The 23,633-nt window shown below is 69.9% G+C and carries 24 protein-coding genes and 1 pseudogene; 21 read left to right on the forward strand and 4 right to left on the reverse strand.

The window, feature by feature from the left end:
- From ABZZ04_RS35210 to ABZZ04_RS35220, 3 genes are all read left to right on the forward strand, one after another.
- The coding region (locus tag ABZZ04_RS35210; RefSeq protein WP_356936306.1) for a vitamin B12 dependent-methionine synthase activation domain-containing protein at positions 1–1,017 on the forward strand (1,017 nt) is incomplete at its 5' end.
- A gap of 116 nt (positions 1,018–1,133) precedes the next feature.
- Positions 1,134–1,835 (forward strand): HAD family phosphatase, encoded by a 702-nt coding sequence (locus ABZZ04_RS35215; protein ID WP_356936307.1) that lies wholly within the window; start codon positions 1,134–1,136, stop codon positions 1,833–1,835.
- A 362-nt stretch (positions 1,836–2,197) separates the two neighbouring features.
- Positions 2,198–3,796 carry an ABC transporter substrate-binding protein gene (locus tag ABZZ04_RS35220; protein ID WP_356936308.1) on the forward strand — a complete coding sequence of 533 codons (1,599 nt, stop codon included), beginning with the start codon at positions 2,198–2,200 and terminating at the stop codon, positions 3,794–3,796.
- A gap of 81 nt (positions 3,797–3,877) precedes the next feature.
- Here ABZZ04_RS35220 and ABZZ04_RS35225 read toward each other — a convergent pair whose 3' ends face one another.
- Both ABZZ04_RS35225 and ABZZ04_RS35230 read right to left on the reverse strand, forming a co-directional pair.
- Positions 3,878–4,549: a response regulator transcription factor gene (locus ABZZ04_RS35225; protein ID WP_148833656.1), complete on the reverse strand. Its 672-nt coding sequence runs from the start codon at positions 4,547–4,549 to the stop codon at positions 3,878–3,880.
- A gap of 10 nt (positions 4,550–4,559) precedes the next feature.
- Positions 4,560–5,405 (reverse strand): PD-(D/E)XK nuclease family protein, encoded by an 846-nt coding sequence (locus tag ABZZ04_RS35230; protein WP_356936339.1) that lies wholly within the window; start codon positions 5,403–5,405, stop codon positions 4,560–4,562.
- 171 nt (positions 5,406–5,576) lie between these two features.
- Here ABZZ04_RS35230 and ABZZ04_RS35235 point away from each other — a divergent pair, with 171 nt between their 5' ends.
- The 3 genes from ABZZ04_RS35235 to ABZZ04_RS35245 all read left to right on the forward strand — a co-directional run bounded on the left by ABZZ04_RS35235 (position 5,577) and on the right by ABZZ04_RS35245 (position 8,658).
- Positions 5,577–6,827: a site-2 protease family protein gene (locus ABZZ04_RS35235; protein WP_356936340.1), complete on the forward strand. Its 1,251-nt coding sequence runs from the start codon at positions 5,577–5,579 to the stop codon at positions 6,825–6,827.
- Positions 6,828–6,889: 62 nt separating this feature from the next.
- Positions 6,890–7,798: a tRNA (adenine-N1)-methyltransferase gene (locus ABZZ04_RS35240; RefSeq protein WP_148833652.1), complete on the forward strand. Its 909-nt coding sequence runs from the start codon at positions 6,890–6,892 to the stop codon at positions 7,796–7,798.
- Positions 7,799–8,073: 275 nt separating this feature from the next.
- Positions 8,074–8,658, forward strand: coding sequence for a hypothetical protein (locus tag ABZZ04_RS35245; protein ID WP_356936309.1), 585 nt, complete (start codon positions 8,074–8,076; stop codon positions 8,656–8,658).
- A gap of 39 nt (positions 8,659–8,697) precedes the next feature.
- Here ABZZ04_RS35245 and ABZZ04_RS35250 read toward each other — a convergent pair whose 3' ends face one another.
- Positions 8,698–9,009, reverse strand: coding sequence for a ferredoxin (locus ABZZ04_RS35250; RefSeq protein WP_356936310.1), 312 nt, complete (start codon positions 9,007–9,009; stop codon positions 8,698–8,700).
- A 242-nt stretch (positions 9,010–9,251) separates the two neighbouring features.
- On the opposite strand from ABZZ04_RS35250, the gene arc reads away from it, so the two are divergent.
- From arc to prcA, 6 genes and pseudogenes are all read left to right on the forward strand, one after another.
- Positions 9,252–11,018, forward strand: coding sequence for a proteasome ATPase (arc, locus tag ABZZ04_RS35255; protein WP_356936311.1), 1,767 nt, complete (start codon positions 9,252–9,254; stop codon positions 11,016–11,018).
- Between the two features lie 237 nt (positions 11,019–11,255).
- Positions 11,256–12,767 (forward strand): depupylase/deamidase Dop, encoded by a 1,512-nt coding sequence (gene dop, locus ABZZ04_RS35260; protein WP_356936312.1) that lies wholly within the window; start codon positions 11,256–11,258, stop codon positions 12,765–12,767.
- A 121-nt stretch (positions 12,768–12,888) separates the two neighbouring features.
- Positions 12,889–13,107: a ubiquitin-like protein Pup gene (locus tag ABZZ04_RS35265; RefSeq protein WP_016325855.1), complete on the forward strand. Its 219-nt coding sequence runs from the start codon at positions 12,889–12,891 to the stop codon at positions 13,105–13,107.
- Between the two features lie 101 nt (positions 13,108–13,208).
- A pseudogene (locus tag ABZZ04_RS35270) lies at positions 13,209–13,399 on the forward strand (endonuclease domain-containing protein); the annotation flags it as partial.
- The gene (gene prcB / locus ABZZ04_RS35275) at positions 13,351–14,196 is read left to right on the forward strand and encodes a proteasome subunit beta (RefSeq protein WP_356936313.1); all 846 of its coding nucleotides are present in this window, start codon (positions 13,351–13,353) and stop codon (positions 14,194–14,196) included. The pseudogene ABZZ04_RS35270 and the gene prcB, both read left to right, overlap by 49 nt.
- 58 nt (positions 14,197–14,254) lie before the next feature.
- Positions 14,255–15,070: a proteasome subunit alpha gene (prcA, locus tag ABZZ04_RS35280; protein ID WP_148833640.1), complete on the forward strand. Its 816-nt coding sequence runs from the start codon at positions 14,255–14,257 to the stop codon at positions 15,068–15,070.
- A gap of 52 nt (positions 15,071–15,122) precedes the next feature.
- On the opposite strand, the gene ABZZ04_RS35285 is transcribed toward prcA, so the two are convergent.
- Entirely contained in the window at positions 15,123–16,148 is a 1,026-nt protein-coding gene (locus tag ABZZ04_RS35285; protein ID WP_356936314.1) for a LacI family DNA-binding transcriptional regulator, read from the reverse strand.
- Between the two features lie 135 nt (positions 16,149–16,283).
- On the opposite strand from ABZZ04_RS35285, the gene ABZZ04_RS35290 reads away from it, so the two are divergent.
- From ABZZ04_RS35290 to tatA, 9 genes are all read left to right on the forward strand, one after another.
- Positions 16,284–17,543, forward strand: a complete 1,260-nt coding sequence (locus tag ABZZ04_RS35290) for an MFS transporter (RefSeq protein WP_356936315.1) — start codon at positions 16,284–16,286, stop codon at positions 17,541–17,543.
- Positions 17,544–17,552: 9 nt separating this feature from the next.
- Positions 17,553–18,914, forward strand: coding sequence for a Pup--protein ligase (pafA, locus tag ABZZ04_RS35295; protein WP_093894153.1), 1,362 nt, complete (start codon positions 17,553–17,555; stop codon positions 18,912–18,914).
- Between the two features lie 127 nt (positions 18,915–19,041).
- Entirely contained in the window at positions 19,042–19,995 is a 954-nt protein-coding gene (locus ABZZ04_RS35300; RefSeq protein WP_356936316.1) for an FKBP-type peptidyl-prolyl cis-trans isomerase, read from the forward strand.
- Between the two features lie 43 nt (positions 19,996–20,038).
- Complete coding sequence (locus ABZZ04_RS35305; RefSeq protein WP_356936317.1) at positions 20,039–20,413, forward strand: FKBP-type peptidyl-prolyl cis-trans isomerase; 375 nt, start codon at positions 20,039–20,041, stop codon at positions 20,411–20,413.
- Between the two features lie 113 nt (positions 20,414–20,526).
- Positions 20,527–21,480 carry a WYL domain-containing protein gene (locus ABZZ04_RS35310; RefSeq protein ID WP_356936318.1) on the forward strand — a complete coding sequence of 318 codons (954 nt, stop codon included), beginning with the start codon at positions 20,527–20,529 and terminating at the stop codon, positions 21,478–21,480.
- 17 nt (positions 21,481–21,497) lie between these two features.
- A complete protein-coding gene (locus tag ABZZ04_RS35315; RefSeq protein WP_356936319.1) occupies positions 21,498–22,454 on the forward strand; it encodes a WYL domain-containing protein in 957 nt (318 codons plus the stop codon).
- Between the two features lie 18 nt (positions 22,455–22,472).
- Positions 22,473–22,748, forward strand: coding sequence for a hypothetical protein (locus ABZZ04_RS35320; RefSeq protein ID WP_356936320.1), 276 nt, complete (start codon positions 22,473–22,475; stop codon positions 22,746–22,748).
- Between the two features lie 84 nt (positions 22,749–22,832).
- The gene (locus ABZZ04_RS35325; protein ID WP_148833624.1) at positions 22,833–23,030 is read left to right on the forward strand and encodes a hypothetical protein; all 198 of its coding nucleotides are present in this window, start codon (positions 22,833–22,835) and stop codon (positions 23,028–23,030) included.
- A 273-nt stretch (positions 23,031–23,303) separates the two neighbouring features.
- The gene (tatA, locus tag ABZZ04_RS35330; protein ID WP_356936321.1) at positions 23,304–23,597 is read left to right on the forward strand and encodes a Sec-independent protein translocase subunit TatA; all 294 of its coding nucleotides are present in this window, start codon (positions 23,304–23,306) and stop codon (positions 23,595–23,597) included.
- Positions 23,598–23,633 lie beyond the last annotated feature (36 nt).

Consider the following 23,633-nt stretch of genomic DNA (forward strand, 5'->3'; position numbering starts at 1 on the left):
GAACAGGACCTCCACGAACTCTACGAGGGCGAGGTCCGCTACGCCCGCGACGCCTTCGAGGGACTGCGCCTGATGGACGCACTGGTCGCGGTCAAGCGCGGCGTCCCGGGCGCGGTGCTGCCCGAGCTGAAGCAGCGCCGGGTGCCCAAGCGGGACACCGCGGTACTGGAGGTGGACGAGCCGCAGGAGGGCGTCCGCTCCGACGTCGCGGTCGACAACCCCGTCCCCACGCCCCCCTTCTGGGGCACCCGGGTCATCAAGGGCATCCAGCTCAAGGAGTACGCCTCCTGGCTCGACGAGGGCGCCCTCTTCAAGGGGCAGTGGGGACTCAAGCAGGCCCGCGCCGGCGACGGACCGACGTACGAGGAGCTGGTGGAGACCGAGGGCCGCCCCCACCTGCGCGGCTGGCTCGACAAGCTCCACACCGAAAACCTCCTGGAAGCGGCCGTGGTCCACGGCTACTTCCCCTGCGTCTCCAAGGGCGACGACCTGATCCTGCTCCACGAGGACGGCTCCGAACGCACCCGCTTCACCTTCCCCCGCCAGCGCCGGGGCCGCCGCCTGTGCCTCGCCGACTTCTTCCGCCCAGAGGAATCCGGACAGACCGACGTCGTCGGCCTCCAGGTCGTCACCATCGGCTCCCGCATCGGCGAGGAAACCGCCAAACTCTTCGAGGCCAACTCCTACCGCGACTACCTCGAACTCCACGGACTGTCCGTCCAGCTCGCCGAAGCCCTCGCCGAGTACTGGCACGCCCGAGTCCGCGCCGAACTGGGCTTCGGCGGCGAGGACCCCGACGACGTCGAGGACATGTTCGCGCTGAAGTACCGCGGCGCGCGCTTCTCCCTGGGCTACGGGGCCTGCCCCGACCTGGAGGACCGGGCGAAGATCGCCGAACTGCTCCGGCCGGAGCGGATCGGGGTGCACCTCTCCGAGGAGTTCCAGCTGCACCCCGAGCAGTCCACCGACGCGATCGTCATCCACCACCCCGAGGCCAAATACTTCAACGCGCGGTAAGACGATGTTCGACGCGCGGTAGCAGGACAAGTCGTACACTTGTCGGCCCAGTGCAGGCCGGTCGCCTTTCCCACGGGAAAGGCGACCGGCCTCTCGTCCCTCACGGAGGTGTGCCGATGACCAGTACGGTCCCCGCGTCCTTGACCCGCACGGCCGAAGACGCCGCGCTCCAGGCCGTTCTGCTCGACATGGACGGCACCCTCGTCGACACCGAGGGCTTCTGGTGGGACGCCGAGGTGGAGGTCTTCGCCGAACTCGGGCACCGGCTCGACGAGGCGTGGCGGGACGTGGTGGTCGGCGGGCCGATGACCCGCAGCGCCGGCTACCTCATCGACGTCACCGGCGCGGACGTCACCCTCGACGAACTCACCGTGCTGCTCAACGACCGCTTCGAGAAGCGCATCGGCCGGGGCGTACCGCTGATGCCGGGCGCGGCACGGCTCCTGGACGAGCTGGCCAGGCACGAGGTCCCCACCGCCCTGGTCTCCGCCTCGCACCGGCGGATCATCGACCGGGTGCTCGACTCGGTGGGGCACCACCACTTCGCCCTCACCGTCGCGGGCGACGAGGTCTCCCGCACGAAGCCGCACCCGGAGCCCTACCTCACCGCCGCCTCCGGCTTCGGCGCCGCCCCCGAGCGCTGCGCCGTCATCGAGGACACCGCGACCGGTGTCGCCGCCGCGGAGGCCGCCGGCTGCCGGGTGGTCGCCGTGCCGTCCGTCGCCCCCATCGCCCCCGCTTCCGGCCGGGTGGTCGTGAACTCGCTGGAGGAAGTCGACCTCGCTTTCCTCCGGGAACTGGTCACGGGAATGCAGTGATTCATGCACCGAGAGTGTTTCTGTGAATGAAAGGAAAAGCTCTCGGTGATGATTGTGTGCTTTCTGTCGCGCGCACGTGTGCGGGGGCGTGCGTGTGACAGGGATTGCAAATACAGGAAATCGTGAGCTTTGTCACTCGATAAATCCTGAAAATTGTTCAGGATCCACCCGCGTGCCCGTTTTGTGGTAGTGAAAAGTCCTGATTGGTGACGATTCGAACGAACCCTTCCGGGCGCAGGGAAACGGTGCGTGGTTATTCCCTTCCGCCGCCCGATCGCGCGGCGGAACTTCTCTGCACGGCATTGCCGACAGTGCCTACTAATGTCGCTCTCTCGATACCGGGATGAGGGAGAGCGTCCAAGATGAACCGCAAGACTCTGGTGCTGCCGGCCGTCGTCGGCCTGCTCGCACCCGTACTCGCCGCCTGCGGCGCGTCGGGCGGGGGCGGCGGCGGGGACGCCGTCGTCGTCGGCACCACGGACCAGTTCGTCGCCTCGAAGGACAACCCCGCGCCGTTCGACCCCGCCGTCGCCTATGAGGCCGGTGCGTGGAACGTGCTCCGGCAGACCGTGCAGACCCTGATGCACGTGCCGCGCGGCGGTGGCCTGCCGGTGCCCGAGGCGGCCGAGAGCTGCTCCTTCACGGACACCCAGAACGAGAGCTACCGCTGCGAACTGCGCAGCGACCTCAAGTTCACCAACGGCAGGAGGATCACGTCCGACGACGTGAAGTACTCCGTCGACCGGGTCATCCGCATCGACACCCCCAACGGGCCCGGCGCCCTGCTCGCCAACGTCGACACGGTCGAGACGCCGAACGAGCGGGAGGTCGTCTTCCACCTCCGCACACCGGACGCCACGTTCCCGTACAAGCTCTCCACCCCCGTCGCGGGGATCGTGCCGCGGACCGAGTACGACGCGAAGTCCGCACGGACCGGGTTCCAGGTGAACGGCTCCGGCCCGTACACCATGAAACCGGAGGTCGAGCACGACAAGGTCGTCAAGGTCGTCTTCACCAGGAACCCCCTCTACAGGGGAGACCTGAAGGTGCGGAACGAGGAGGTCGAGCTGGCCCTCCTCCCCGACGCGAAGGCGATGGAGAAGGCCTTCGACAGCAAGAAGATCGACATGATGACCCGCACCATGACGCCCGAGCAGGCCCGGCGGATGCTGGAGAAGCCGAAGGAGGACGTCAAGCTCACCGAGATGCCCGGGCTCGCCATCCGCTACCTCGGCTTCGACACCGACGACGAGACCGTGAAGAGCCGGGCGGTCCGCCAGGCCATGGCGCAGGTCGTCGACCGCGGCGAGATCGCGAGCGAGGTGTACGGCGCCACGGCCGAGCCGCTGTACTCGCTGATCCCGTCCAGCATCACCGGACACGCCAACTCGTTCTACAACAAGTACGGCGAGCCCAGCACCGCCAAGGCGGAGAAGATCCTGCGGGCCGGGCGCATCGACACCCCGGTGAAGCTCACCCTGCACTACACGACCGACCACTTCGGCACCGGGACGGCCGAGGAGTTCCGGACGCTGAAGAAGCAGCTCGACGACACCGGGCTGTTCGACGTCACCGTCAAGGGCACCCCCTGGGCGAAGTTCCGCCCCGCCCAGGTGCGCGGCGACTACGCCGTCTACGGCATGGGGTGGTTCCCCGACTTCCCGGACCCGGACAACTACACGGCGCCGTTCCTCGACAAGAACAACTTCCTCAACTCGCCCTACAAGTCGACCCTGGCGCAGAAGAAGCTCATCCCGGAGTCCCGGCGCGTGACCGACCGCAGTGCCGCGGCCGGAACCTTCGAGAAGCTCCAGGACCTCGTCGCCACCGACGTCCCCGTACTGCCGATCTGGCAGGGCAAGCAGTACGCCGCCTCCCGCGAGGGCCTCGTCGGGGTCGAATGGGCGCTCAACTCCTCCGGCGAACTCCAGCTCTGGGAACTGGAGGAGGGCACCACCTGACCGCCCCGCCGCCCGGGCGCCCCGCGAGGGCGTCCGGGCGGCGGCACGTCACCGCAGGCCGGGCCCGTGCCCGGCACCGCCTCACTGGGCCCCGGGGCGCACCAGGCCGCTCTCGTACGCGTACACGGCGGCCTGCACCCGGTCGCGCAGCCCGAGCTTGGTCAGCACGTGCCCGACGTGCGTCTTCACCGTCGTCTCGCTGACGAACAGATCCGCGGCGATCTCCGCGTTCGACAGGCCGCGGGCCACCAGCTTCAGCACCTCGACCTCGCGGTCGGTCAGCGTGTGCAGCGTGTCGGGCACGGGATCCTCGCCGGACGGCAGGTGGTCCGCGTACTTGTCGAGCAGCCTGCGGGTGATGCTCGGGGCGAGCATCGCCTCACCCGCCGCGACCACCCGGATGGCCTGCACCAGCTCATTGGCCGGGGCGTCCTTCAGCAGGAAGCCGCTGGCGCCCGCGCGCAGCGCCTCCACCACGTACTCGTCGAGGTCGAACGTGGTCAGCACCAGCACCTTCGCCGGACCGTCCCGGCCGGGACCGGTGATCTGGCGCGTCGCCTCCACACCGTCCATCCGCGGCATGCGGATGTCCATCAGCACCACATCGGGCTGCAGCGCCCGCACCTGGTCGAGAGCTTGGAGACCGTCACCGGCCTCGCCCACCACCGCGAGATCCCCCTCCGCCTCCAGAATCATCCGGAAGCCGGTGCGCAGCAGCGGTTGATCGTCGACCAGTAGGACGCGGATAGCCACAGGGTCTCCTTCAGGGTCCTTCGGGGGCCACAGGCCGGCCGGCCTCAGTGCGGACCGGGTCCATTCTGCCCTGCTCCTCCGGCTCGGACCCGGCCGGGCGGACCGACAGCGGATACACCGGGGGAGTGCCACCGAATTCGGGACAGACCGACTGGTGGTCGCACCAGCCGCAGAGCTTCGTCGGCCGGGGCCGCCACTCGCCCGTCTCCGTGGCCAGCCGGATCGCGTCCCAGAGGGCCAGCAGCTTGCGCTCCACCCGCTCCAGGTCCGCCACCACCGGGTCGTACGTCAGGATGTCCCCGCTGCCGAGGTAGACGAGCTGGAGCCGGCGCGGCACCACGCCCTTCAGCCGCCAGATCACCAGGGCGTAGAACTTCATCTGGAACAGCGCACCCTCCGCGTACTCCGGACGCGGGGCCTTGCCCGTCTTGTAGTCGACGATCCGGACCTCACCCGTCGGCGCGACGTCGATCCGGTCGATCACCCCGCGCAGCCGCAGCCCGGACTCCAGCTCCGTCTCGACGAACAGCTCACGCTCGGCGGGCTCCAGCCGCGTCGGGTCCTCCAACGAGAACCACCGCTCCACCAGGTCCTCCGCCTGGGAGAGCCAGCGCGCGAGCCGCTCGCCCCCGGTGTCCCCGGCGAACAGCTCGGCCAGCTCCGGCCTCGACTCCAGCAACCGGTCCCACTGGCCGGGCACCAGCGCCGTGGCCCGGCCGGCCGTGCGCTCCGCCGCGGGATTGTCGAAGAGCCGCTCCAGCACGGCGTGCACCAGCGTGCCCCGGGTGGCCGCCTCGCTGGGCTTCTCCGGCAGCTTGTCGATGACCCGGAAGCGGTACAGCAGCGGACACTGCATGAAATCGCTCGCCCGCGACGGCGACAGGGACGAGGGCGGCTGGGGGGACCGCGACAGGGAGGTCATGTCGCAGACCCTACGGCCCGCCACCGACAGTCGGCGGCATACCATCGACCACACACCCTCGAACACTGCATGATCGTGCCGCAGGGCACCGACCGAAGGGACCTCGTGGACGAGAGCGGCGACAGCGGGCGGTCGCAGCCCGGTGCCGGGGGAACGGCACCAGGGACCGGCCCCGACGGAGGCCGGCCGCAGCGCCCCGAAGAGCCCGGAGGCGGCCTCCTCATGGGCCGCCCCTTCGGCGTGCCCGTGTACGTGGCACCCAGCTGGTTCCTCGTGGCCGCACTGATCACCTGGGTCTTCGGCGGGCAGCTCGACCGGGTGCTGCCGGAGCTCGGCGCGGCGCGCTACCTGGTCGCCCTCTTCTTCGCCATCGCCTTCTACGCCTCCGTGCTCGTCCACGAACTCGCGCACACGGTCATGGCGTTGCGCTACAAGCTGCCGGTGCGCCGCATCCAGCTCCAGTTCTTCGGCGGCGTCTCCGAGATCGAGAAGGAGTCCGAGACCCCCGGCCGGGAGTTCCTGCTCGCCTTCGTCGGTCCGCTGCTCTCCCTGGTGCTCGCCGGCCTGTTCTACCTCGGGATGATGTTCGTCGAGCCCGGCACCGTGCCCGGTGTCCTGCTCGCCGGCCTGATGATCTCCAACCTCCTGGTGGCCGCCTTCAACCTCCTGCCCGGCCTCCCGCTCGACGGCGGACGCATGCTCCGGGCCGTCGTCTGGAAGATCACCGGACGCCCGATGAGCGGCACCGTCGCCGCCGCCTGGGTCGGCCGCGCCCTCGCCGTCGTCACCCTGATCGGCCTGCCGCTGCTCACCCACAGCGGATCCTTCGGCAACGACCCCGCCGAGCTCAGCGGCATGGACACCGTCACCGACGCGCTGCTCGCCGCCATCCTCGCCGCGATCATCTGGACCGGGGCGGGCAACAGCCTGCGCATGGCCCGGCTGCGCGAACACCTCCCCGAACTGCGCGCCCGCACCCTCACCCGCCGAGCCGTTCCGGTGGAGGCCGACACCCCGCTCTCCGAGGCCCTGCGCAGGGCCAACGAGGCGGGTGCCCGCGCCCTGGTCGTCGTCGACGGCCACGGCGAGCCGAAGGGCCTCGTCCGCGAGACCGCCATCGTCTCCGTGCCGGAACACCGCCGCCCCTGGGTCGCCGTCGGCGGCCTCGCCCAGGACCTCACCGACGGCATGCGGGTCTCCGCCGAACTGTCCGGCGAGGCACTCCTGGACCGGCTCAAGGCCACCCCGGCGACCGAGTACCTCGTCGTCGAGGAGACCGGCGAGATCTACGGAGTGCTCTCCACGGCCGACGTGGAGCGGGCCTTCGTCGCAGCCCTGGCCCGGCCCGCCGCCTGAACGCCCGCCGTCCGCCCCGGGCTCGCGGTCGGAGGCCGGGGAATCACCGGTACGCTGGTCACATGTCTGAACCGACCGGTGCCGCCCGCCGACGCGGGCCCTTCAAGGTCGGGGACCAGGTCCAGCTCACCGATCCCAAGGGACGCCACTACACCTTCACGCTCGAAGCAGGGAAGAACTTCCACACCCACAAGGGTTCTTTCCCGCACGACGAGCTGATCGGTGCCCCCGAGGGCAGTGTGGTCCGAACCACGGGAAACGTCGCCTACCTCGCGCTGCGTCCCCTGCTCCCCGACTACGTCCTGTCCATGCCCCGCGGCGCCGCCGTGGTCTACCCCAAGGACGCGGGGCAGATCCTGGCCTTCGCCGACATCTTCCCCGGCGCCCGCGTCGTGGAGGCCGGTGTCGGCTCCGGCTCGCTCTCCACCTTCCTGCTGCGCGCCATCGGCGACCAGGGCATGCTGCACTCCTACGAGCGCCGCGAGGACTTCGCCGAGATCGCCCAGCAGAACGTGGAGCGCTACTTCGGCGAGCCGCACCCCGCCTGGCAGCTCACCGTCGGCGACCTCCAGGACAACCTCTCGGACACCGACGTCGACCGGGTCATCCTCGACATGCTCGCCCCCTGGGAGTGCCTGGAGGCCGTCTCCAAGGCGCTGGTGCCCGGCGGCATCCTCTGCGCCTACGTCGCCACCACCACCCAGCTCGCGCGGACCGTCGAGTCCATCCGTGAGATCGGCTGCTTCGCCGAACCGCAGCCCTGGGAATCGATGATCCGCAACTGGCACGTCGAGGGCCTGGCCGTCCGTCCGGACCACCGCATGATCGGCCACACCGGCTTCCTCGTCACCGCCCGCCGCCTGGCCGACGGTGTGGAGCCCCCGCTGCGCCGCCGCCGGCCCGCCAAGGGCGCCTACGGCGAGGACTACGACGGCCCCGGCAGCCAGAGCGGCTCCTCGTCGCGCGGCTGACCCGTACGCGGCCGACCCGCTGCAACGCACCGGCGCCGCCGCCGAGTTCCCGGAGCGACCCGGGAACCGGACGGCGGCGCCTCTTCGTTGTCCGTGGGGGAAACCGCCCGTGGGGGAAACCGCCCCCGCGGGCCCGGATCCGTACCGACCCCACCGTTCCTCCGCCCTGTGAGGTGTGGCACGATGCTGGCCCACCCACGCCACCGCAGAAGACCCACCGGCGCACCGCCCGTCCAGGCATCCTCGAACCACAGGAACCACAGGAGACATCCCGCGTGCAGACCTCCGAGCTCCCGGACCTCGCGCACACCGACACCAAGCCGCTGCACTGGCTCGCCACCGCGACGGCCATGGCCGCCGTCATCGCGGCCGCCGGCGCGCTCCAGCCGGACCCCGTGGCCTCGGCGTCGGCCTCGACCCCGCACCGCACGGCGACGCAGCACGGCACACCGGCCGCCACCGCCCCCGATCCGGCACGGGCGACCTTCCCCCTGGACTGCGCGGGGCGGGACAGCACCGTGGCCAAGCAGGCCACCGGCGACCTCGACGGCGACGCACGCCCCGAGACCGTCGCCGTGGTCCACTGCGCGGCCGGCTCGGGCACCCCGCCCAGCGGCGTCTACGTCCTCACCAACGGGACCGGGACCACACCCCGGGTCGTGGCGACCCTGGTGGACCCTTCCCAGAAGATGAGCATCGGTGATTTCGGGGTGCGTGACGGAATCATTTCCGCCACTCTGCTCGGCTATTCCTCGATGGAGGTGCCGAGCTGCTGCCCGGACCAGCGGGAAGAGGTCACGTGGCAGTGGCGGGGCGGCGCGTTCGTCCGCGCCACCGCCCCGGCCCCGGCCGGTGTCTGAGCGATCACCGCACGTGCCCCCGGGGCCCGGTCCGCCGGATCAGGCGGCCTCGGGGCCGTACACCTCGACCCTGTCCGAAACGCGACGCACATGGATGCAGTCGCCCGGGCACTCCTTGGCCGAGTCGACGACGTCCTGGAGGAGCGGCAGCGGCACCGGCGTCGTCGCGCCCCTGTCCTGCAGCAACTCGTCGTCGGCGCTCTTCACGTACGCCAGGCCGTCGATGTCCAGCTCGAACACCTCGGGGGCGTACTGGACGCAGATGCCGTCTCCCGTGCAGAGGTCCTGATCGATCCAGACCTCCAGATCCTGTGCGTCGCCACCGTTGGGCGCGTCCTGCTGCACGGTCATTTCTCCTGCCGTTCCCTGCGTATACGAACCAAAAGAAGCCAGCCCCGACGGGTGTTGGACGGTCCGACGATACAACTGGCCGCTTTCCGATGTTGAAGGGTGGGTATTCCCCCTGACACGAGGGGGAACGCAAGGGTGAAGATCGGACACGCCCCGCAGTCTTTGTGATCTAGGGGTTTCAATCATCACCCACCCAGGTAGGGTCAGGAAGCGTCCAGCTCCCCTTGGAGGAGGTGAGGACCGTGGCAGCCCACGACGACGACATCAACCGCGGCATCCGGCCCGGACGGGGGTCCGAAGACCCAGCCGGCCAGGTCGCCTATCTCGAGCAGGAAATCGCCGTCCTGCGACGTAAGCTCGCCGACTCTCCGCGCCATACGAGGATTCTCGAAGAGCGGATCGTCGAGTTGCAGACCAACCTGGCGGGCGTGTCCGCGCAGAACGAGCGGCTCGCCAACACACTCCGTGAGGCCCGCGACCAGATCGTGGCCCTCAAGGAAGAAGTCGACCGGCTCGCACAGCCGCCGGCCGGATTCGGTGTGTTTCTGCAGGGCAATGAGGACGGCACCTGCGACATCTTCACCGGAGGCCGGAAACTCCGGGTGAACGTCAGTCCCAGTGTTGAGCTCGAAGACCTCCGGCGCGGCCAGGAAGTCATGCTCAACGAAGCGCTCAACGTGGTCGACGCCATGGAATTCGAGCGGGCCGGGGACATCGTCACCCTCAAGGAAGTCCTCGAGGACGGCGAGCGGGCCCTGGTCATCGGGCACACCGACGAGGAGCGGGTGGTGCGGCTCGCCGAGCCGCTGCTGGACATCACCATCCGCCCCGGCGACGCCCTGCTGCTCGAACCCAGGTCCGGCTACGTCTACGAAGTGGTCCCCAAGAGCGAGGTCGAGGAACTCGTCCTCGAAGAAGTGCCGGACATCGACTACGACAAGATCGGTGGCCTGGGCGACCAGATCGAACTGATCCGGGACGCGGTCGAACTCCCCTATCTCCACCCCGACCTCTTCAAGGAACACGAACTGCGGCCGCCGAAGGGCATTCTGCTCTACGGTCCGCCCGGTTGCGGCAAGACGCTCATCGCCAAGGCCGTCGCCAATTCCCTCGCCAAGAAGGTCGCCGAAGTCACCGGCCAGCCGGCGGGCAAGAGCTACTTCCTCAACATCAAGGGTCCGGAACTCCTCAACAAGTACGTCGGCGAGACCGAGCGGCACATCCGACTGGTCTTCCAGCGTGCTCGTGAGAAGGCGAGCGAGGGCACTCCCGTCATCGTCTTCTTCGACGAGATGGAATCCCTCTTCCGCACCCGGGGATCCGGTGTCAGCTCGGACGTGGAGAACACCATCGTCCCCCAGCTGCTCGCCGAGATCGACGGTGTCGAGGGCCTGGAGAACGTCATCGTCATCGGCGCCTCCAACCGCGAGGACATGATCGACCCCGCGATCCTGCGCCCCGGCCGCCTCGACGTGAAGATCAAGATCGAGCGTCCGGACGCGGAGGCCGCGAAGGACATCTTCGCGAAGTACCTCACGCCTTCGCTGCCGCTGCACGCGGACGACCTCGCGGAGCACACCGGCTCCAAGGAGGCGGCGGCCCAGGCCATGATCCAGTCCGTCGTCGAGCGGATGTACACCGAGTCCGAGGAGAACCGCTTCCTCGAAGTCACGTACGCCAACGGCGACAAGGAAGTCCTGTACTTCAAGGACTTCAACTCCGGCGCGATGATCCAGAACATCGTCGACCGGGCCAAGAAGATGGCCATCAAGGCCTTCCTCGAGCAGGGTCAGAAGGGCCTTCGCGTCTCCCATCTCCTCCAGGCCTGCGTGGACGAGTTCAAGGAGAACGAGGACCTGCCGAACACCACCAACCCGGACGACTGGGCCCGTATCTCCGGCAAGAAGGGCGAGCGGATCGTCTTCATCCGTACGCTCGTCACCGGAAAGCAGGGCGCGGACACCGGCCGTTCCATCGACACGGTGGCGAATACCGGCCAGTACCTGTAGAGCGCGGTCCGGCTGCGGATGCCCGGCCCGGGCATCCGCAGCCGGTTGCTTTTCCGGACAGCTCGCGCGACACCGCGGCAATGACGTAATTGATCTCCCCGTCGGCACAGAGGCGCTCTAGGCTCTTGCGTACCGCCCGGTCGCGCAGTGCGTGGACGGGCCGTGCACGCGCACCGACAAGCAGCGGTATTTGAGCGCCGCCCCCCGAGGGGAGCGCCGCCGGGCAAGGAGGGCCGCATGACCGTACGTCGAGTAATGGGCATCGAGACGGAGTACGGGATCTCCGTCCCCGGCCACCCCAACGCCAATGCCATGCTCACCTCGTCCCAGATCGTCAATGCCTACGCGGCGGCGATGCACCGGGCGCGCCGCGCCCGCTGGGACTTCGAGGAGGAGAACCCGCTGCGGGACGCGCGGGGCTTCGACCTCGCGCGCGAGTCCGCCGACTCCAGCCAGCTCACCGACGAGGACATCGGCCTCGCCAACGTCATCCTCACCAACGGCGCCCGTCTCTACGTGGACCACGCGCACCCGGAGTACAGCTCCCCGGAGGTCACCAATCCGCGGGACGCCGTCCTCTGGGACAAGGCCGGCGAACGGATCATGGCCGAGGCGGCCGAACGGGCGGCCCAGCTGCCCGGCGCCCAGCCGATCCACCTCTACAAGAACAACACCGACAACAAGGGCGCCTCGTACGGCACGCACGAGAACTACCTGATGAAGCGGGAGACGCCGTTCTCCGACATCGTGCGCCACCTGACCCCGTTCTTCGTCTCCCGCCAGGTGGTCACCGGGGCGGGGCGCGTGGGAATCGGCCAGGACGGCCACGAGCACGGCTTCCAGATCAGTCAGCGCGCCGACTACTTCGAGGTCGAGGTCGGCCTGGAGACCACCCTCAAGCGCCCCATCATCAACACCCGGGACGAGCCCCACTCCGACGCGGAGAAGTACCGCCGGCTCCATGTGATCATCGGCGACGCGAACCTCTCGGAGATCTCCACCTATCTCAAGCTCGGCACCACCGCCCTGGTCCTGTCCATGATCGAGGACGGCTTCATCAACGTGGACCTCGCGGTGGACCAGCCGGTGCGCACCCTGCACCACGTCTCCCACGACCCGACCCTGCAATACCTCGTCACGCTGCGCAGCGGCCGCACCCTCACGGCGGTCCAGTTGCAGATGGAGTACTTCGAGCTGGGCCGCAAGTACGTCGAGGAGCGGTACGGGGCGGACGCCGACGAGCAGACCAAGGACGTCCTGGTCCGCTGGGAGGACACTCTCAACCGGCTGGAGAACGACCCGATGAGCCTGTCCGGCGAGCTCGACTGGGTCGCCAAGCGGGAGCTCATGGAGGGCTACCGCCGCCGGGACGGCCTGGACTGGGACGCGGCGCGCCTGCACCTGGTGGACCTCCAGTACGCCGACGTGAGGGCCGAGAAGGGGCTCTACAACCGTCTGGCGGCCCGCGGGAAGATGAAGCGCCTGCTGGACGAGGGCGAGGTCGAGAAGGCCCGTACGAAGCCTCCGGAGGACACCAGGGCCTATTTCCGGGGCCGCTGCCTGGAGCAGTACGCCGACGACGTGGCCGCGGCCTCCTGGGACTCGGTCATCTTCGACCTCCAGGGACACGACTCGTTGCAGCGGGTGCCCACCCTGGAGCCGCTGCGCGGGACCCGTGAACACGTCAAGGACCTCCTGGACCGCTGCCGCACGGCGGAGGAGCTGGTCCAGGTGCTGTCCGGCGGCTGAAAGGGCCGGGATCGGGGAATCATCGGGATGACCCCCGGACGTTGAGGGAAAGTACCGGGCCGATGTCGGAGCCCGTGGGTAGGGTCTGATCAAGTGCTTCGAACCGAGCGGGGTGAGCTATATGGCGACCAAGGACACCGGCGGCGGACAGCAGAAGGCGACGCGTTCCACCGAGGAGGTCGAGGAGCAGGCGCAGGACGCGCAGGCGTCCGAGGACCTCAAGGAGCGCCAGGAGAAGCTGAGCGACGACGTCGACTCGGTCCTGGACGAGATCGATGACGTGCTCGAGGAGAACGCCGAGGACTTCGTGCGTTCGTTCGTCCAAAAGGGCGGACAGTAATTCACAAGTGTGAACGCGGGGGAGTGGGAAGCGGTACGCGCGGTACGGGCCCGGTCGGCCCGTACCGCGCGGCCACAAGCGGCACCGCGAGCCGTGCAGCTGCCCCCGCGGTTCATGTGGATCACCGCCACGGGACGGGTAGGGTCCGTGGCGTAACCGCATCAACTGCAATTCGGCCGTCGGCGAGTTGGGAGACGATCCCGACATCCGGTTCGGGGCCGTCGCTTACCTGGAGGGAAACGCGTGGAAGCCAACACTCGTAGCACCGGGCGTCTACCAGCTGCCTTCCTGACGCCGGGATCCTCTTCGTTCATGGACTTCCTGTCCGACCAGTCCCCGGAGCTGCTCCCGGGCAACCGCAGCCTGCCGCCCCTCCAGGGGGCCGTCGAGGCGCCGCACGGGACGACCATCGTCGCGGTGACCTTCCCCGGCGGGGTGGTCCTGGCCGGTGACCGGCGGGCGACCATGGGCAACGTGATCGCGCAGCGCGACATCGAGAAGGTCTTCCCGGCCGACGAGTACTCCTCGGTGGGCATCGCCGGCACGGCCGGGCTGGCCGTGGAGATGGTCAAGCTGTTCCAGCTGGAGCTGGAGCACTTCGAGAAGGTCGAGGGCGCCCAGCTCTCGCTGGAGGGCAAGGCGAACCGGCTCTCCACGATGATCCGCAGCAATCTGGGGATGGCCATGCAGGGCCTCGCCGTCGTGCCGCTCTTCGCGGGCTTCGACATCGACCGCGAGAAGGGACGGATCTTCTCGTACGACGTGACCGGCGGCCGTTCGGAGGAGCACGGGTACGCGGCCACCGGCTCGGGATCGGTCTTCGCCCGCAGCTCGATGAAGAAGCTCTACCGCGACGACCTGACGGAGCAGGAGGCGCTCACCCTGGTCGTACAGGCGCTGTACGACGCGGCCGACGACGACTCGGCGACCGGCGGTCCGGACGTGGGCCGGCGGATCTATCCGATCGTCACCGTCATCACCGACGAGGGCTACCGGAGGCTGGACGACACGGAATCCTCCGAGATCGCCCGCTCGGTCCTCGAACGCCGGATGGAACAGCCCGACGGCCCGCGCGCCGCGCTGCTCTGACCGCCGTTCCGCTGCCTCTCCGATGCTCTCGTCACTGACAGAAAGGGACGGATAACCGGTGTCGACGCCGTTCTATGTCTCACCCCAGCAGGCCATGGCCGACCGGGCGGAATACGCCCGGAAGGGCATCGCCCGTGGTCGCAGCCTGGTTGTGCTGCAGTATGCCGACGGCATTGTGTTCGTCGGCGAGAACCCGTCCCGCGCGCTGCACAAGTTCAGCGAGATCTACGACCGGATCGGCTTCGCCGCCGCCGGCAAGTACAACGAGTACGAGAACCTCCGCATCGGCGGCGTGCGCTACGCCGATCTGCGCGGATACACCTACGACCGCGACGACGTGACGGCCCGTGGGCTGGCCAACGTCTACGCGCAGACGCTGGGCACCATCTTCTCCAGCGCGGCCGAGAAGCCGTACGAGGTGGAGCTGGTGGTCGCCGAGGTGGGCACCGAGCCCGAGGGCGACCAGATCTACCGGCTGCCGCACGACGGTTCGATCGTCGACGAGCACGGCTCGGTCGCGGTCGGTGGCAACGCCGAGCAGATCAGCACCTTCCTGGACCAGCGGCACCGGGACGGGATGACGCTCGCCGAGGCGCTCAAGCTGGCGGTGCAGGCGCTGTCGCGCGACCCCAACGGCAGCGAGCGGGAGATCCCCGCAGAGCGGCTGGAGGTCGCGGTCCTGGACCGTACGCGACCGCAGCAGCGGAAGTTCAAGCGGATCGTCGGGCGGCAGCTGGCGCGGCTGCTGGAGGCGGACGGCGGCTCCGCGCCGACGGACGCCCCCTCCGACACCGAGGACGGGGCCGCCGCGGCCCCGACGGACACCACCGGGTCGGCCGACTCCGGCGGGGACGTGGAGTCCTCCGAGAAGTAGCCCGTCGCGGTGACGCACGCCCCGGTCCGCCTCCCGGCGGGCCGGGGCGCGGTCATGGGCGGGCGGCCGCCGAGGAACCGCGGGCGACCAGGCGCACCGGCAGGCTGCCGGGCTCGACCGGGCGGTCGTCCAGGACCGCCAGCAGGGCCGCCATGCCGCGCTCGCCGACCTGCTCGGCGGGCAGCCGCACGGTGGTGAGCTCCGGCTCGACGGCCGTGGCCAGGGACAGGTCGTCGAAGCCGGTGACCGAGAGGTCGCCGGGCACCCGCAGGCCCAGCCTGCGGGCGGCCTTGCAGGCACCCGCGGCGAGGATGTCGTCGTCGCAGACGATGGCGGTGGGCCGGGGGCCGGGGGCGGCGAGGGCCTGCTCGGCCGCCGTGCGGCCCGCGTGTACGTCGAGCGCCGCGGTGACGGTCCGCACACAGGTGCCGGGAGCCGCCCGCAGCGTCTCGTGCAGGGCCCGGCCGCGCACCACGAAGGTCCAGGAGTCGACCGCCGACGCGAGGTGGACGAAGCGGCGGTGGCCGAGGGCGAGCAGGTGCTCCGCCACCTGCCGCATGCCGTCGGCGACGTCGAGATTGACGTGGGCAGCGACCCCGCCGTCCGCCGGGTCGCTGTCGAGCATGACCAGCGGCAGGGCCGCACCGCGCAGCGCGTCCAGGGCGCCGGCGGCCATGGAGGAGGCGATCACGCCGTCCAGGGAGGCGCTCGCCGAGGCGAAGGGGTCCCGGGCCGGCCCGGTGCCCTCGGGGGACGGGTAGAGGACGACCCCGAAGTCGTGTTCGGCGGCTACCGCGGCGGCCCCCGTGTAGACGCGCGCGAAGAATTCGTTGGTGAGCGCGGGGACGACCAGCAGCGCGGTCCTGGTACGGCCGAGGCGGAGATTGCGGGCGGCGAGATTGGGCCGGTAGCCGAGCCCGTGGGCGGTGTGCCGGACGCGCTCCGCGGTGGCCGCGGAGACCCGGCCCCGCCACTTGTCGCCGAGCACGAGGGAGACGGTGGCCTGGGAGACGCCCGCGGCCCGGGCGACGTCGCGGCTGGTGGGCCGGGTCGGTACGGGCTGTGGTGCGCTGGTCACTCGGGCCTCCGGGCCGATCGGGGCAGGCGCTGCGAGGTGGACCTGCGGACTGGGCACATGGTACGTATGAGCCTCGACGTTATACGTAAAACCTCTGGGTGGCCGAAGAGCGCCCGAGGGAGAGGGGCGACGGACATGGCCGCGGGATATCTGGACATCCTCCGGGCGAAACACGCCGCGCGGCTGCTGGCGGGCACCCTGCTGGGGCGACTGCCGAGCGGTACCGGCCACATCGCGATCGTGCTCTTCACCCGGGCCGAGGGCGGCAGCTACACCCTCGCCGGCGCGCTCGCGGCCGTGTACGGGCTGTCCACCGCCGTCGGCCAGCCGCTGCTGGGCCGCGCCGTGGACCTGTACGGCCAGCCGCGCGTCCAGCTCCCGGCCTCGGTGGTCTCGGCGCTGGGCATGGTCCTGCTGGCCGCGGTGGGCCTCGGCTCGCTGCCCCTGGCCTACGGGGCGGTCGTCGTGGCCGGGCTCTTCACGCCGCCGCTGGAGGGCGGCCTGCGGGCCCTGTGGCCGAGCGTCCTGGGCGGCGAGGACCGGGTGCACCGGGCGTACGCCATGGACGCCGTCGCCCAGGAGGTCATGTTCACCCTGGGCCCGCTCCTGGTCACGGTGCTCGTCTCGCTCTGGTCGCCCGCCGCGGCCCTGCTCGTCATCAATGTGCTGGGGGTGCTGGGGGCGCTCTCCGTCGTCCTCTCCGAACCGTCCCGCACCTGGCGCTCCGCGCCCCGCGAGGCGCACTGGCTGGGCGCGCTGCGCTCGCCGGGGCTGCTGGTGCTGCTCGGCTCGTTCTTCTTCGTCGGACTGGCACTGGGCTCGATCACGGTGGCCGGCGTGGCCTACGCCGACGACCACGGCCGCGAGTCGGTGTACGGCTGGCTGATGGCCGCGCTCGGGCTGGGCGCGCTGATCGGCGGCGCGGTGTACGGGGCGCGGCAGTGGGCCGGGGCCCCGGAGCGCCGGCTGCGGGTCATCGTCGCCCTGCTGGCGCTGGGCTACCTGCCGCTGATGCTGACGCCGGGCGTGGCCGCCATGACCGCGCTGGCGGCACTGGCCGGGGTCTTCCTGGCCCCCGCGATCGCCTGCTCGTTCATCGTGGTCGACCGGCACGCCCCGAGGGGCACCGTGACCGAGGCGTTCTCCTGGCTGGTGACGACGTTCGGGGTGGGCGCCGCGGTCGGAACGGCCGTGGCGGGCCCGGCCGTCGAGCTGGGCGGCACGGCGTGGAGTTTCGCCGTCGCTGCGGCCGGTGGAGTGGCGGCACTCCTCGTTCTGCTGACCACCGGACGGGTACTGGCAGTTCCCGTCCGCACCGCCGTTGCAGTACGGGGATCGGAAAATGATCGAAACGGTGCTGTCGAACCCGGTTTCAGCTCAGGCCATCAGGCGTAATGTTCAGTCATGGACCGCCGCATTTTCGGGCTGGAGAACGAGTACGGCGTCACGTGCACGTTCAGGGGACAGCGCCGACTGTCCCCTGACGAAGTGGCGCGCTACCTCTTCCGCCGTGTTGTGTCATGGGGCCGCAGCAGCAATGTCTTTCTGCGGAACGGCGCCCGCCTCTACCTCGACGTGGGATCGCATCCGGAATATGCAACCCCCGAATGCGACAACCTGACCGAACTGGTCACCCACGACAAGGCCGGTGAGCGCATTCTCGAAGGTCTGCTCGTCGACGCCGAACGCCGCCTGCACGAGGAGGGAATCGCGGGCGACGTCTATCTCTTCAAGAACAACACCGACTCCGCGGGGAATTCCTACGGCTGCCACGAGAACTACCTGGTGGCACGACACGGTGAATTCTCCCGGCTCGCGGACATCCTCATTCCCTTCCTCGTCACGAGGCAACTGATCTGCGGCGCGGGCAAGGTGCTGCAGACCCCCCGGGGCGCCGTCTACTGCGTCAGCCAGCGTGCCGAGCACATCTGGGAGGGCGTCAGTTCCGCGACGACGCGTTCCCGTCCGATCATCAACACGCGAGACGAACCGCACGCGGACGCGGAGCGGTACCGCCGCCTCCACGTCATCGTCGGCGACTCCAACATGTCCGAGACGACCATGCTGCTCAAGGTCGGCGCGACCGACCTGGTGCTCCGCATGATCGAGGCGGGCACGGTGATGCGGGACCTGACGCTGGAGAACCCGATCCGGGCGATCCGCGAGGTCAGCCACGACACCACCGGGCAGCGCAAGGTGCGCCTGGCCAGCGGCCGCGAGGCGTCGGCCATCGAGGTGCAGCGCGAGTACTACGAGAAGGCCGTCGACTTCGTCGACCGCCGCGGCATCCGCACCGGGACGGTCGCCCAGGTGCTGGAGCTCTGGGGCCGTACGCTCGACGCGGTCGAGGCCGAGGACCTCGACCGGATCGAGACCGAGATCGACTGGGTGATGAAGTACAAGCTCATCGAGCGGTACCGGGCCAAGCACAACATGACCATGTCGCACCCGCGGGTCGCCCAGATAGACCTCGCGTACCACGACATCCACCGTCGTCGCGGTCTGTACTACCTGCTGGAACGCAAGGGGCAGGCCGCCCGCGTCTGCAACGACCTGAAGATCTTCGAGGGCAAGTCCGTGCCCCCGCAGACGACCAGGGCGCGGCTGCGCGGCGACTTCATCCGCAGGGCGCAGGAACAGCGGCGGGACTTCACCGTCGACTGGGTGCATCTCAAGCTCAACGACCAGGCGCAGCGCACCGTGTTGTGCAAGGACCCGTTCCGTTCGGTGGACGACCGTGTCGAGAAGCTGATCGCGGGTATGTGACCCGGCACGGGAGAAGCCCGGCCGACGACGCGACGCAGGGCCCCGTACGTTCCTCGTACGGGGCCCCGCGTACGCCCTAGAGTGTCGGGGACCCAATCAATCGTGCCGTCTGAGATCTGAGGAACCAGTGCGCCGACTCGCCGGCCTTCTCGTCGTACCCCTGTTGCTGCTGGCAACGGGCTGCGGCGACGAGAAGGGCTCCGCTTCCGATTCCGTTTCCGCCTCCGCCCCGTCGAAGGACGGCTTCCCCGCGATCACCGCGGGCGCGAAGTTCGGGGAGAAGCCCACCCTGGCCAAGGGCACGGGCAACCCGCCCAAGGAGCTGAAGACCAGAGTCGTCAGCGAGGGCGACGGCGCCACGCTCAAGAACGGCGACGCGATCCAGGTCAACTACCTCGGCCAGTCCTGGGACTCCGACAAGCCGTTCGACAACAGCTTCGACCGCAAGCAGCCGTTCGACCTGACCCTCGGCGCCGGCATGGTCATCCAGGGCTGGGACAAGGGCCTCGTCGGCCAGAAGGTCGGCAGCCGGGTCCAGCTGGTCATCCCGCCGGACCTCGGTTACGGCGCCCAGGGGCAGGGCGACATCAAGCCCAACGCCACGCTCGTCTTCGTCGTCGACGTCCTGAAGGCGACGCAGATCCCGTCCTCCGCCAAGGGCACCGAGGTCGCCCAGGACAACATCGACCTCCCGAAGGTCGGCACCAACACGGACGGCAAGGCGCCCAAGGTCACCATCCCGGCCAAGAGCGACCCGCCGAAGAAGCTGGTCTCCAACTACATCCTGGAGTCCAAGGGCGAGGTCGTGAAGGACACCGACAGCGTCGTCGTGAGCTACGTCGGACTGACGTGGAAGGACGGCAAGACCTTCGACAGCACCTACGCGGCGGGCAAGACGCAGACCTTCCCGCTCGCCCAGGTCACCCTGAAGGGCCTGAAGAACGGGCTGGTCGGCAAGAAGATCGGCAGCCGGGTGCTGCTCGTCATCCCGCCGGACCAGGGCTTCGGCGACAAGGCCCAGCAGACCATCCCCGCCAAGTCCACGCTGGTCTTCTCGGTGGACCTGCTGGCGAAGATGTAAGACTGTCCCGGTTGCCCAGTTCATCATCAAGAGGAGCAAGTCAGTGAGCATCGAGAAGCCCGAGATCGACTTCCCGGGTGGCGAGCCGCCGGCCGAGCTGGAGATCAAGGACATCTGGGAGGGCGACGGCGCGGTTGCCAAGGCGGGCGCCACCGTCTCCGTCCACTACGTGGGTGTGGCCTTCTCCACCGGCGAGGAATTCGACGCCTCCTGGAACCGCGGCGGCCCGCTGGAGTTCCAGCTCGGTGCCGGTCAGGTCATCGCCGGCTGGGACCAGGGCGTGCAGGGCATGAAGGTCGGCGGCCGTCGCCAGCTGATCATCCCCGCGCACCTCGCGTACGGCGACCGCGGCGCCGGTGGCGGCCGCATCGCGCCCGGCGAGACGCTGATCTTCGTCTGCGACCTGGTCGCCGTCTGATCCGCATCCGTGCGACGCGAGGGCCCGTGCCGCGAGGCACGGGCCCTCGCTTTTGCCCGGACAGCGCGGAGCGGTACGGTCGACCGTCGTAGAGCGAAACAGAAAGGGCGCCGATGGCGATTGCCAAGGCCGAGCGGCTGATGAACCTGGCGCTGTGCCTGCTGGGGACCCGCCGCCCGCTCAGCAAGCGCGAGCTGCGCGGATCCATCGAGGCCTACCTGGAAGCGGGCTCCGACGACGCCTTCAACCGGATGTTCGAGCGCGACAAGGACGATCTGCGCGAGCTCGGTCTGGTCATCGAGACCGTGGAGAACCTGGACGGAGACATCGGCTACCTCGCCCGCCGCGACAGCAACCGACTGCCCCCGATCACGCTGGACGCCGAGGAGGCCGCCGCGCTCGGACTGGCCGCCAAGGTCTGGCAGCAGGCCCGGCTGGCCGGTGCCGCCAGCGGCGCGCTGCAGAAGCTGCGGGCCGCCGGCATGCCGGAGACCGAGGAAACGTACGAGGTGCACAGCGCCCTCGAACCGCGCATCCCCGTCCACGAGGCCGCCTTCGAACCGCTGATGCTGGCCTGCCGGGACCGCCGCCCGGTGATCTTCGACTACCGCAAGGGCAACGCGGCCCGCTCCGAACAGCGCCACGTCGAACCGTGGACGCTGGAGTGCTGGCGCGGCCACTGGTACCTGGCCGGCTGGGACCGCGAACGCGGGGCCGAGCGGGTGTTCCGGCTCTCCCGGATCACCGGCCGGGTCCGCTCCCGGGCCGGGGCGTTCACCAGGGAGGTGCCCGACGTGGTGACCGTCCGCGAGACCGTCGAGAGCTGGGCGGGGGAGACGGCGACCAGGACCGCGCTGATCAGGCTGCGCACCGGAGCCGGCTACCCGCTGCGCTCGCGCGCCGTGTCGGTCCGGGAACTCGGGAACGGGTGGGACGAGTTGGAGATTCCGTACGGACACGGCCTGGACGCCTGGCTCGTCGAGTTCGGCCCGGACGTGGTCGTGGAGGCGCCCGCCGATCTGCGGGCCGACGTGGTGGAGCGGCTGCGCGCCGTGGCCAAGGACTGAAGGGGAGGAGCGTACTCATGGCGACGAACGCGATCGACCAGACCCGCCGGATGCTCTCCCTGGTGACGTACCTGCGCGAGCGCCCCGGTGCCCATGTCCAGGACGTGGCCCGCGCCTTCGGGATCACCGAGGACGAGCTGATCTCGGACCTCGATGTGCTGCCCATGTGCGGGACGAGCTTCCGCGGCGGGGACCTGCTGGACATCGACACCGACGGCGAGCGCATCTGGTGGCACAACCCGGACGACGTCGCCGCGCCGCTGCGGCTCGCCGCCGACGAGGCGACGGCGCTCCTGGTGGCCGCCCGCGCCGTGGCCACGCTGCCCGGACTGCGCGAGAGCGACCGGCAGGCGCTGCTGCGGGCCACCGCGAAGCTGGAGACCGCGGCCGGTGAGACGGGCGCGGCGAGCTCCCGGCTCTCGGTCACCTTCGAGTCGGAGGGCGGCGTCTTCGCCGACGTCGACCGGGCGATCTCCGAGCGCCGCCGGCTCTGGCTGCGCTACTACTCGCCCGCCCGCGACGAACTCACCGAGCGCGAGGTGGACCCGATCCGGCTGTTCGCCGTGGGGCACACGTACATGGAGGCGTGGTGCCGCTCCTCCGAGGACCGGCGCACCTTCCGGCTCGACCGGGTGGCCGAGATCCGGCTCCTCGACGAACCGGCCGCCCCGCCCGAGCTGGAACTGCGGGACCTGTCCGAGGGGCTCGTCCACCCGGCGGCCGAGGACCCCGAGGTCGTGGTCGAGGTGGGCCCCGGCGGACGGTGGGTCGCCGAGTACTACCCGCACGACAGCGCGCAGGAGCTGCCCGACGGCGGGCTGCGCATCACCCTGCGCACCCCCGACCCGGCCTCGCTGCGCAGGCTCGCGCTGCGGCTGGGCGGGGAGGGCCGCATCGTCTCCCCGCCGGAGCTCGCGCAGAGCGCGCGGGAGGCGGCCCGTGCGGCGCTCGCCGCGTACGACGGCCCGGTCTGAGCGGATACCGAGGGAGACATGGGTCATATGTCCGTGGTGTCAAACGTTCCGACCGTGGTGGTGCCCGAGTCCGTGCGGTTCAGGGCCGCCTGCCCGGACTGCCGCGAACGGTTCGAGCTGGCGGCGGGCGCCCTGCGCCTCGCCGTCGGCGCCAGCCGGCGCACGACGTTCTACTCCTTCACCTGCCCGCGGTGCGGCGCGGCCGTGCGCAAGCCCGCGGGGGAGCGGATAGTCGAACTCCTCACCGGCGGCGGGGTCCGGACGCTGCGCCTCCACACCGGTCTCCGGGCCTGAGGGCTGTCCCGTATCCGTCACCGGAACGCCTCCCGCCGCACCGGCTCCGAGGCTCCGCCCCCTAGACACATCGAGGCTCTGCGCATGTTCTGGCCCATGCTCGCCATCGCCCTGGGATTTCTCGGCATCGCCGTCCTCGGCGTGCTGGCCGTCAAGGTCTTCGTCGAGGCCCAGCGTCTCGGGCGTCAGGTGACGCTGACCACCCAGCGCATCAACCGGGCCGCGGAGGACCTCGAAAGGGCGGCGACCGACCTCGCCGCCACCGGCGAGGCACTGCGCTGACGGACCCCTCGTCCCGGCGCTCCTCCGGCTCCCGATCGCCCCGTGAGCAGGGCGAATGGATCGGAGCGGGCGCGGCCTCCAGTTTCTCGGGCCGGAGGGGTACGCTGCTGAAGCGGCCCGGAGAGCGAGGCATGGGCCGTAACCGCAAGGATGCGTGGGTATTGCCCTGTGTTTACTCCTGCGGGATACGATCGCTGACAGTACGAAGGTCGGACGTCCGGTCCGAGGTTCGATCCGCCCGCCCCTGCTGCCTCGGTGAGAAGGTACACGCATATGTTCGGAAAGCTTGGCGCTCCCGAGATCATCCTGATCCTCGTCGTCATCATTCTGCTGTTCGGCGCGAAGAAGCTTCCTGACATGGCTCGCTCGCTCGGCAAGTCGGCCCGCATCCTCAAGAGCGAGGCCAAGGCGATGAAGTCCGAGAGCGCCCCGTCGGCGACCCCGGCCGAGCCGGCCGCCAACGACGCGGCCCAGGACCAGACCGCCCAGCGCACGATCAAGGCCGCCCCCGGCGACGTGACCAGCTCGCGTCCGGTCGCGGAGCCGACCGACTCGACCAAGCGCTGACAAGAAACGGGCCGACGCAGGCGCCCTGATCGTGAG

The sequence above is a fragment of the Streptomyces sp. NPDC006435 genome, from assembly GCF_040612315.1.
Taxonomy (GTDB): domain Bacteria; phylum Actinomycetota; class Actinomycetes; order Streptomycetales; family Streptomycetaceae; genus Streptomyces.

Bases quoted from the DNA above. Each gene is read 5' to 3' on its own strand.
- ABZZ04_RS35315 (WP_356936319.1), top strand. From the start codon at position 21,498: ATGGCGACGAACGCGATCGACCAGACCCGCCGGATGCTCTCCCTGGTG.
- ABZZ04_RS35220 (WP_356936308.1), top strand. From the start codon at position 2,198: ATGAACCGCAAGACTCTGGTGCTGCCGGCCGTCGTCGGCCTGCTCGCA.
- ABZZ04_RS35250 (WP_356936310.1), bottom strand. From the start codon at position 9,009: ATGACCGTGCAGCAGGACGCGCCCAACGGTGGCGACGCACAGGATCTG.
- ABZZ04_RS35320 (WP_356936320.1), top strand. From the start codon at position 22,473: ATGGGTCATATGTCCGTGGTGTCAAACGTTCCGACCGTGGTGGTGCCC.
- ABZZ04_RS35215 (WP_356936307.1), top strand. From the start codon at position 1,134: ATGACCAGTACGGTCCCCGCGTCCTTGACCCGCACGGCCGAAGACGCC.
- pafA (WP_093894153.1), top strand. From the start codon at position 17,553: ATGGACCGCCGCATTTTCGGGCTGGAGAACGAGTACGGCGTCACGTGC.
- ABZZ04_RS35310 (WP_356936318.1), top strand. From the start codon at position 20,527: ATGGCGATTGCCAAGGCCGAGCGGCTGATGAACCTGGCGCTGTGCCTG.
- tatA (WP_356936321.1), top strand. From the start codon at position 23,304: ATGTTCGGAAAGCTTGGCGCTCCCGAGATCATCCTGATCCTCGTCGTC.
- ABZZ04_RS35240 (WP_148833652.1), top strand. From the start codon at position 6,890: ATGTCTGAACCGACCGGTGCCGCCCGCCGACGCGGGCCCTTCAAGGTC.
- ABZZ04_RS35325 (WP_148833624.1), top strand. From the start codon at position 22,833: ATGTTCTGGCCCATGCTCGCCATCGCCCTGGGATTTCTCGGCATCGCC.
- ABZZ04_RS35290 (WP_356936315.1), top strand. From the start codon at position 16,284: ATGGCCGCGGGATATCTGGACATCCTCCGGGCGAAACACGCCGCGCGG.
- ABZZ04_RS35265 (WP_016325855.1), top strand. From the start codon at position 12,889: ATGGCGACCAAGGACACCGGCGGCGGACAGCAGAAGGCGACGCGTTCC.
- dop (WP_356936312.1), top strand. From the start codon at position 11,256: ATGACCGTACGTCGAGTAATGGGCATCGAGACGGAGTACGGGATCTCC.
- ABZZ04_RS35230 (WP_356936339.1), bottom strand. From the start codon at position 5,405: ATGCAGTGTCCGCTGCTGTACCGCTTCCGGGTCATCGACAAGCTGCCG.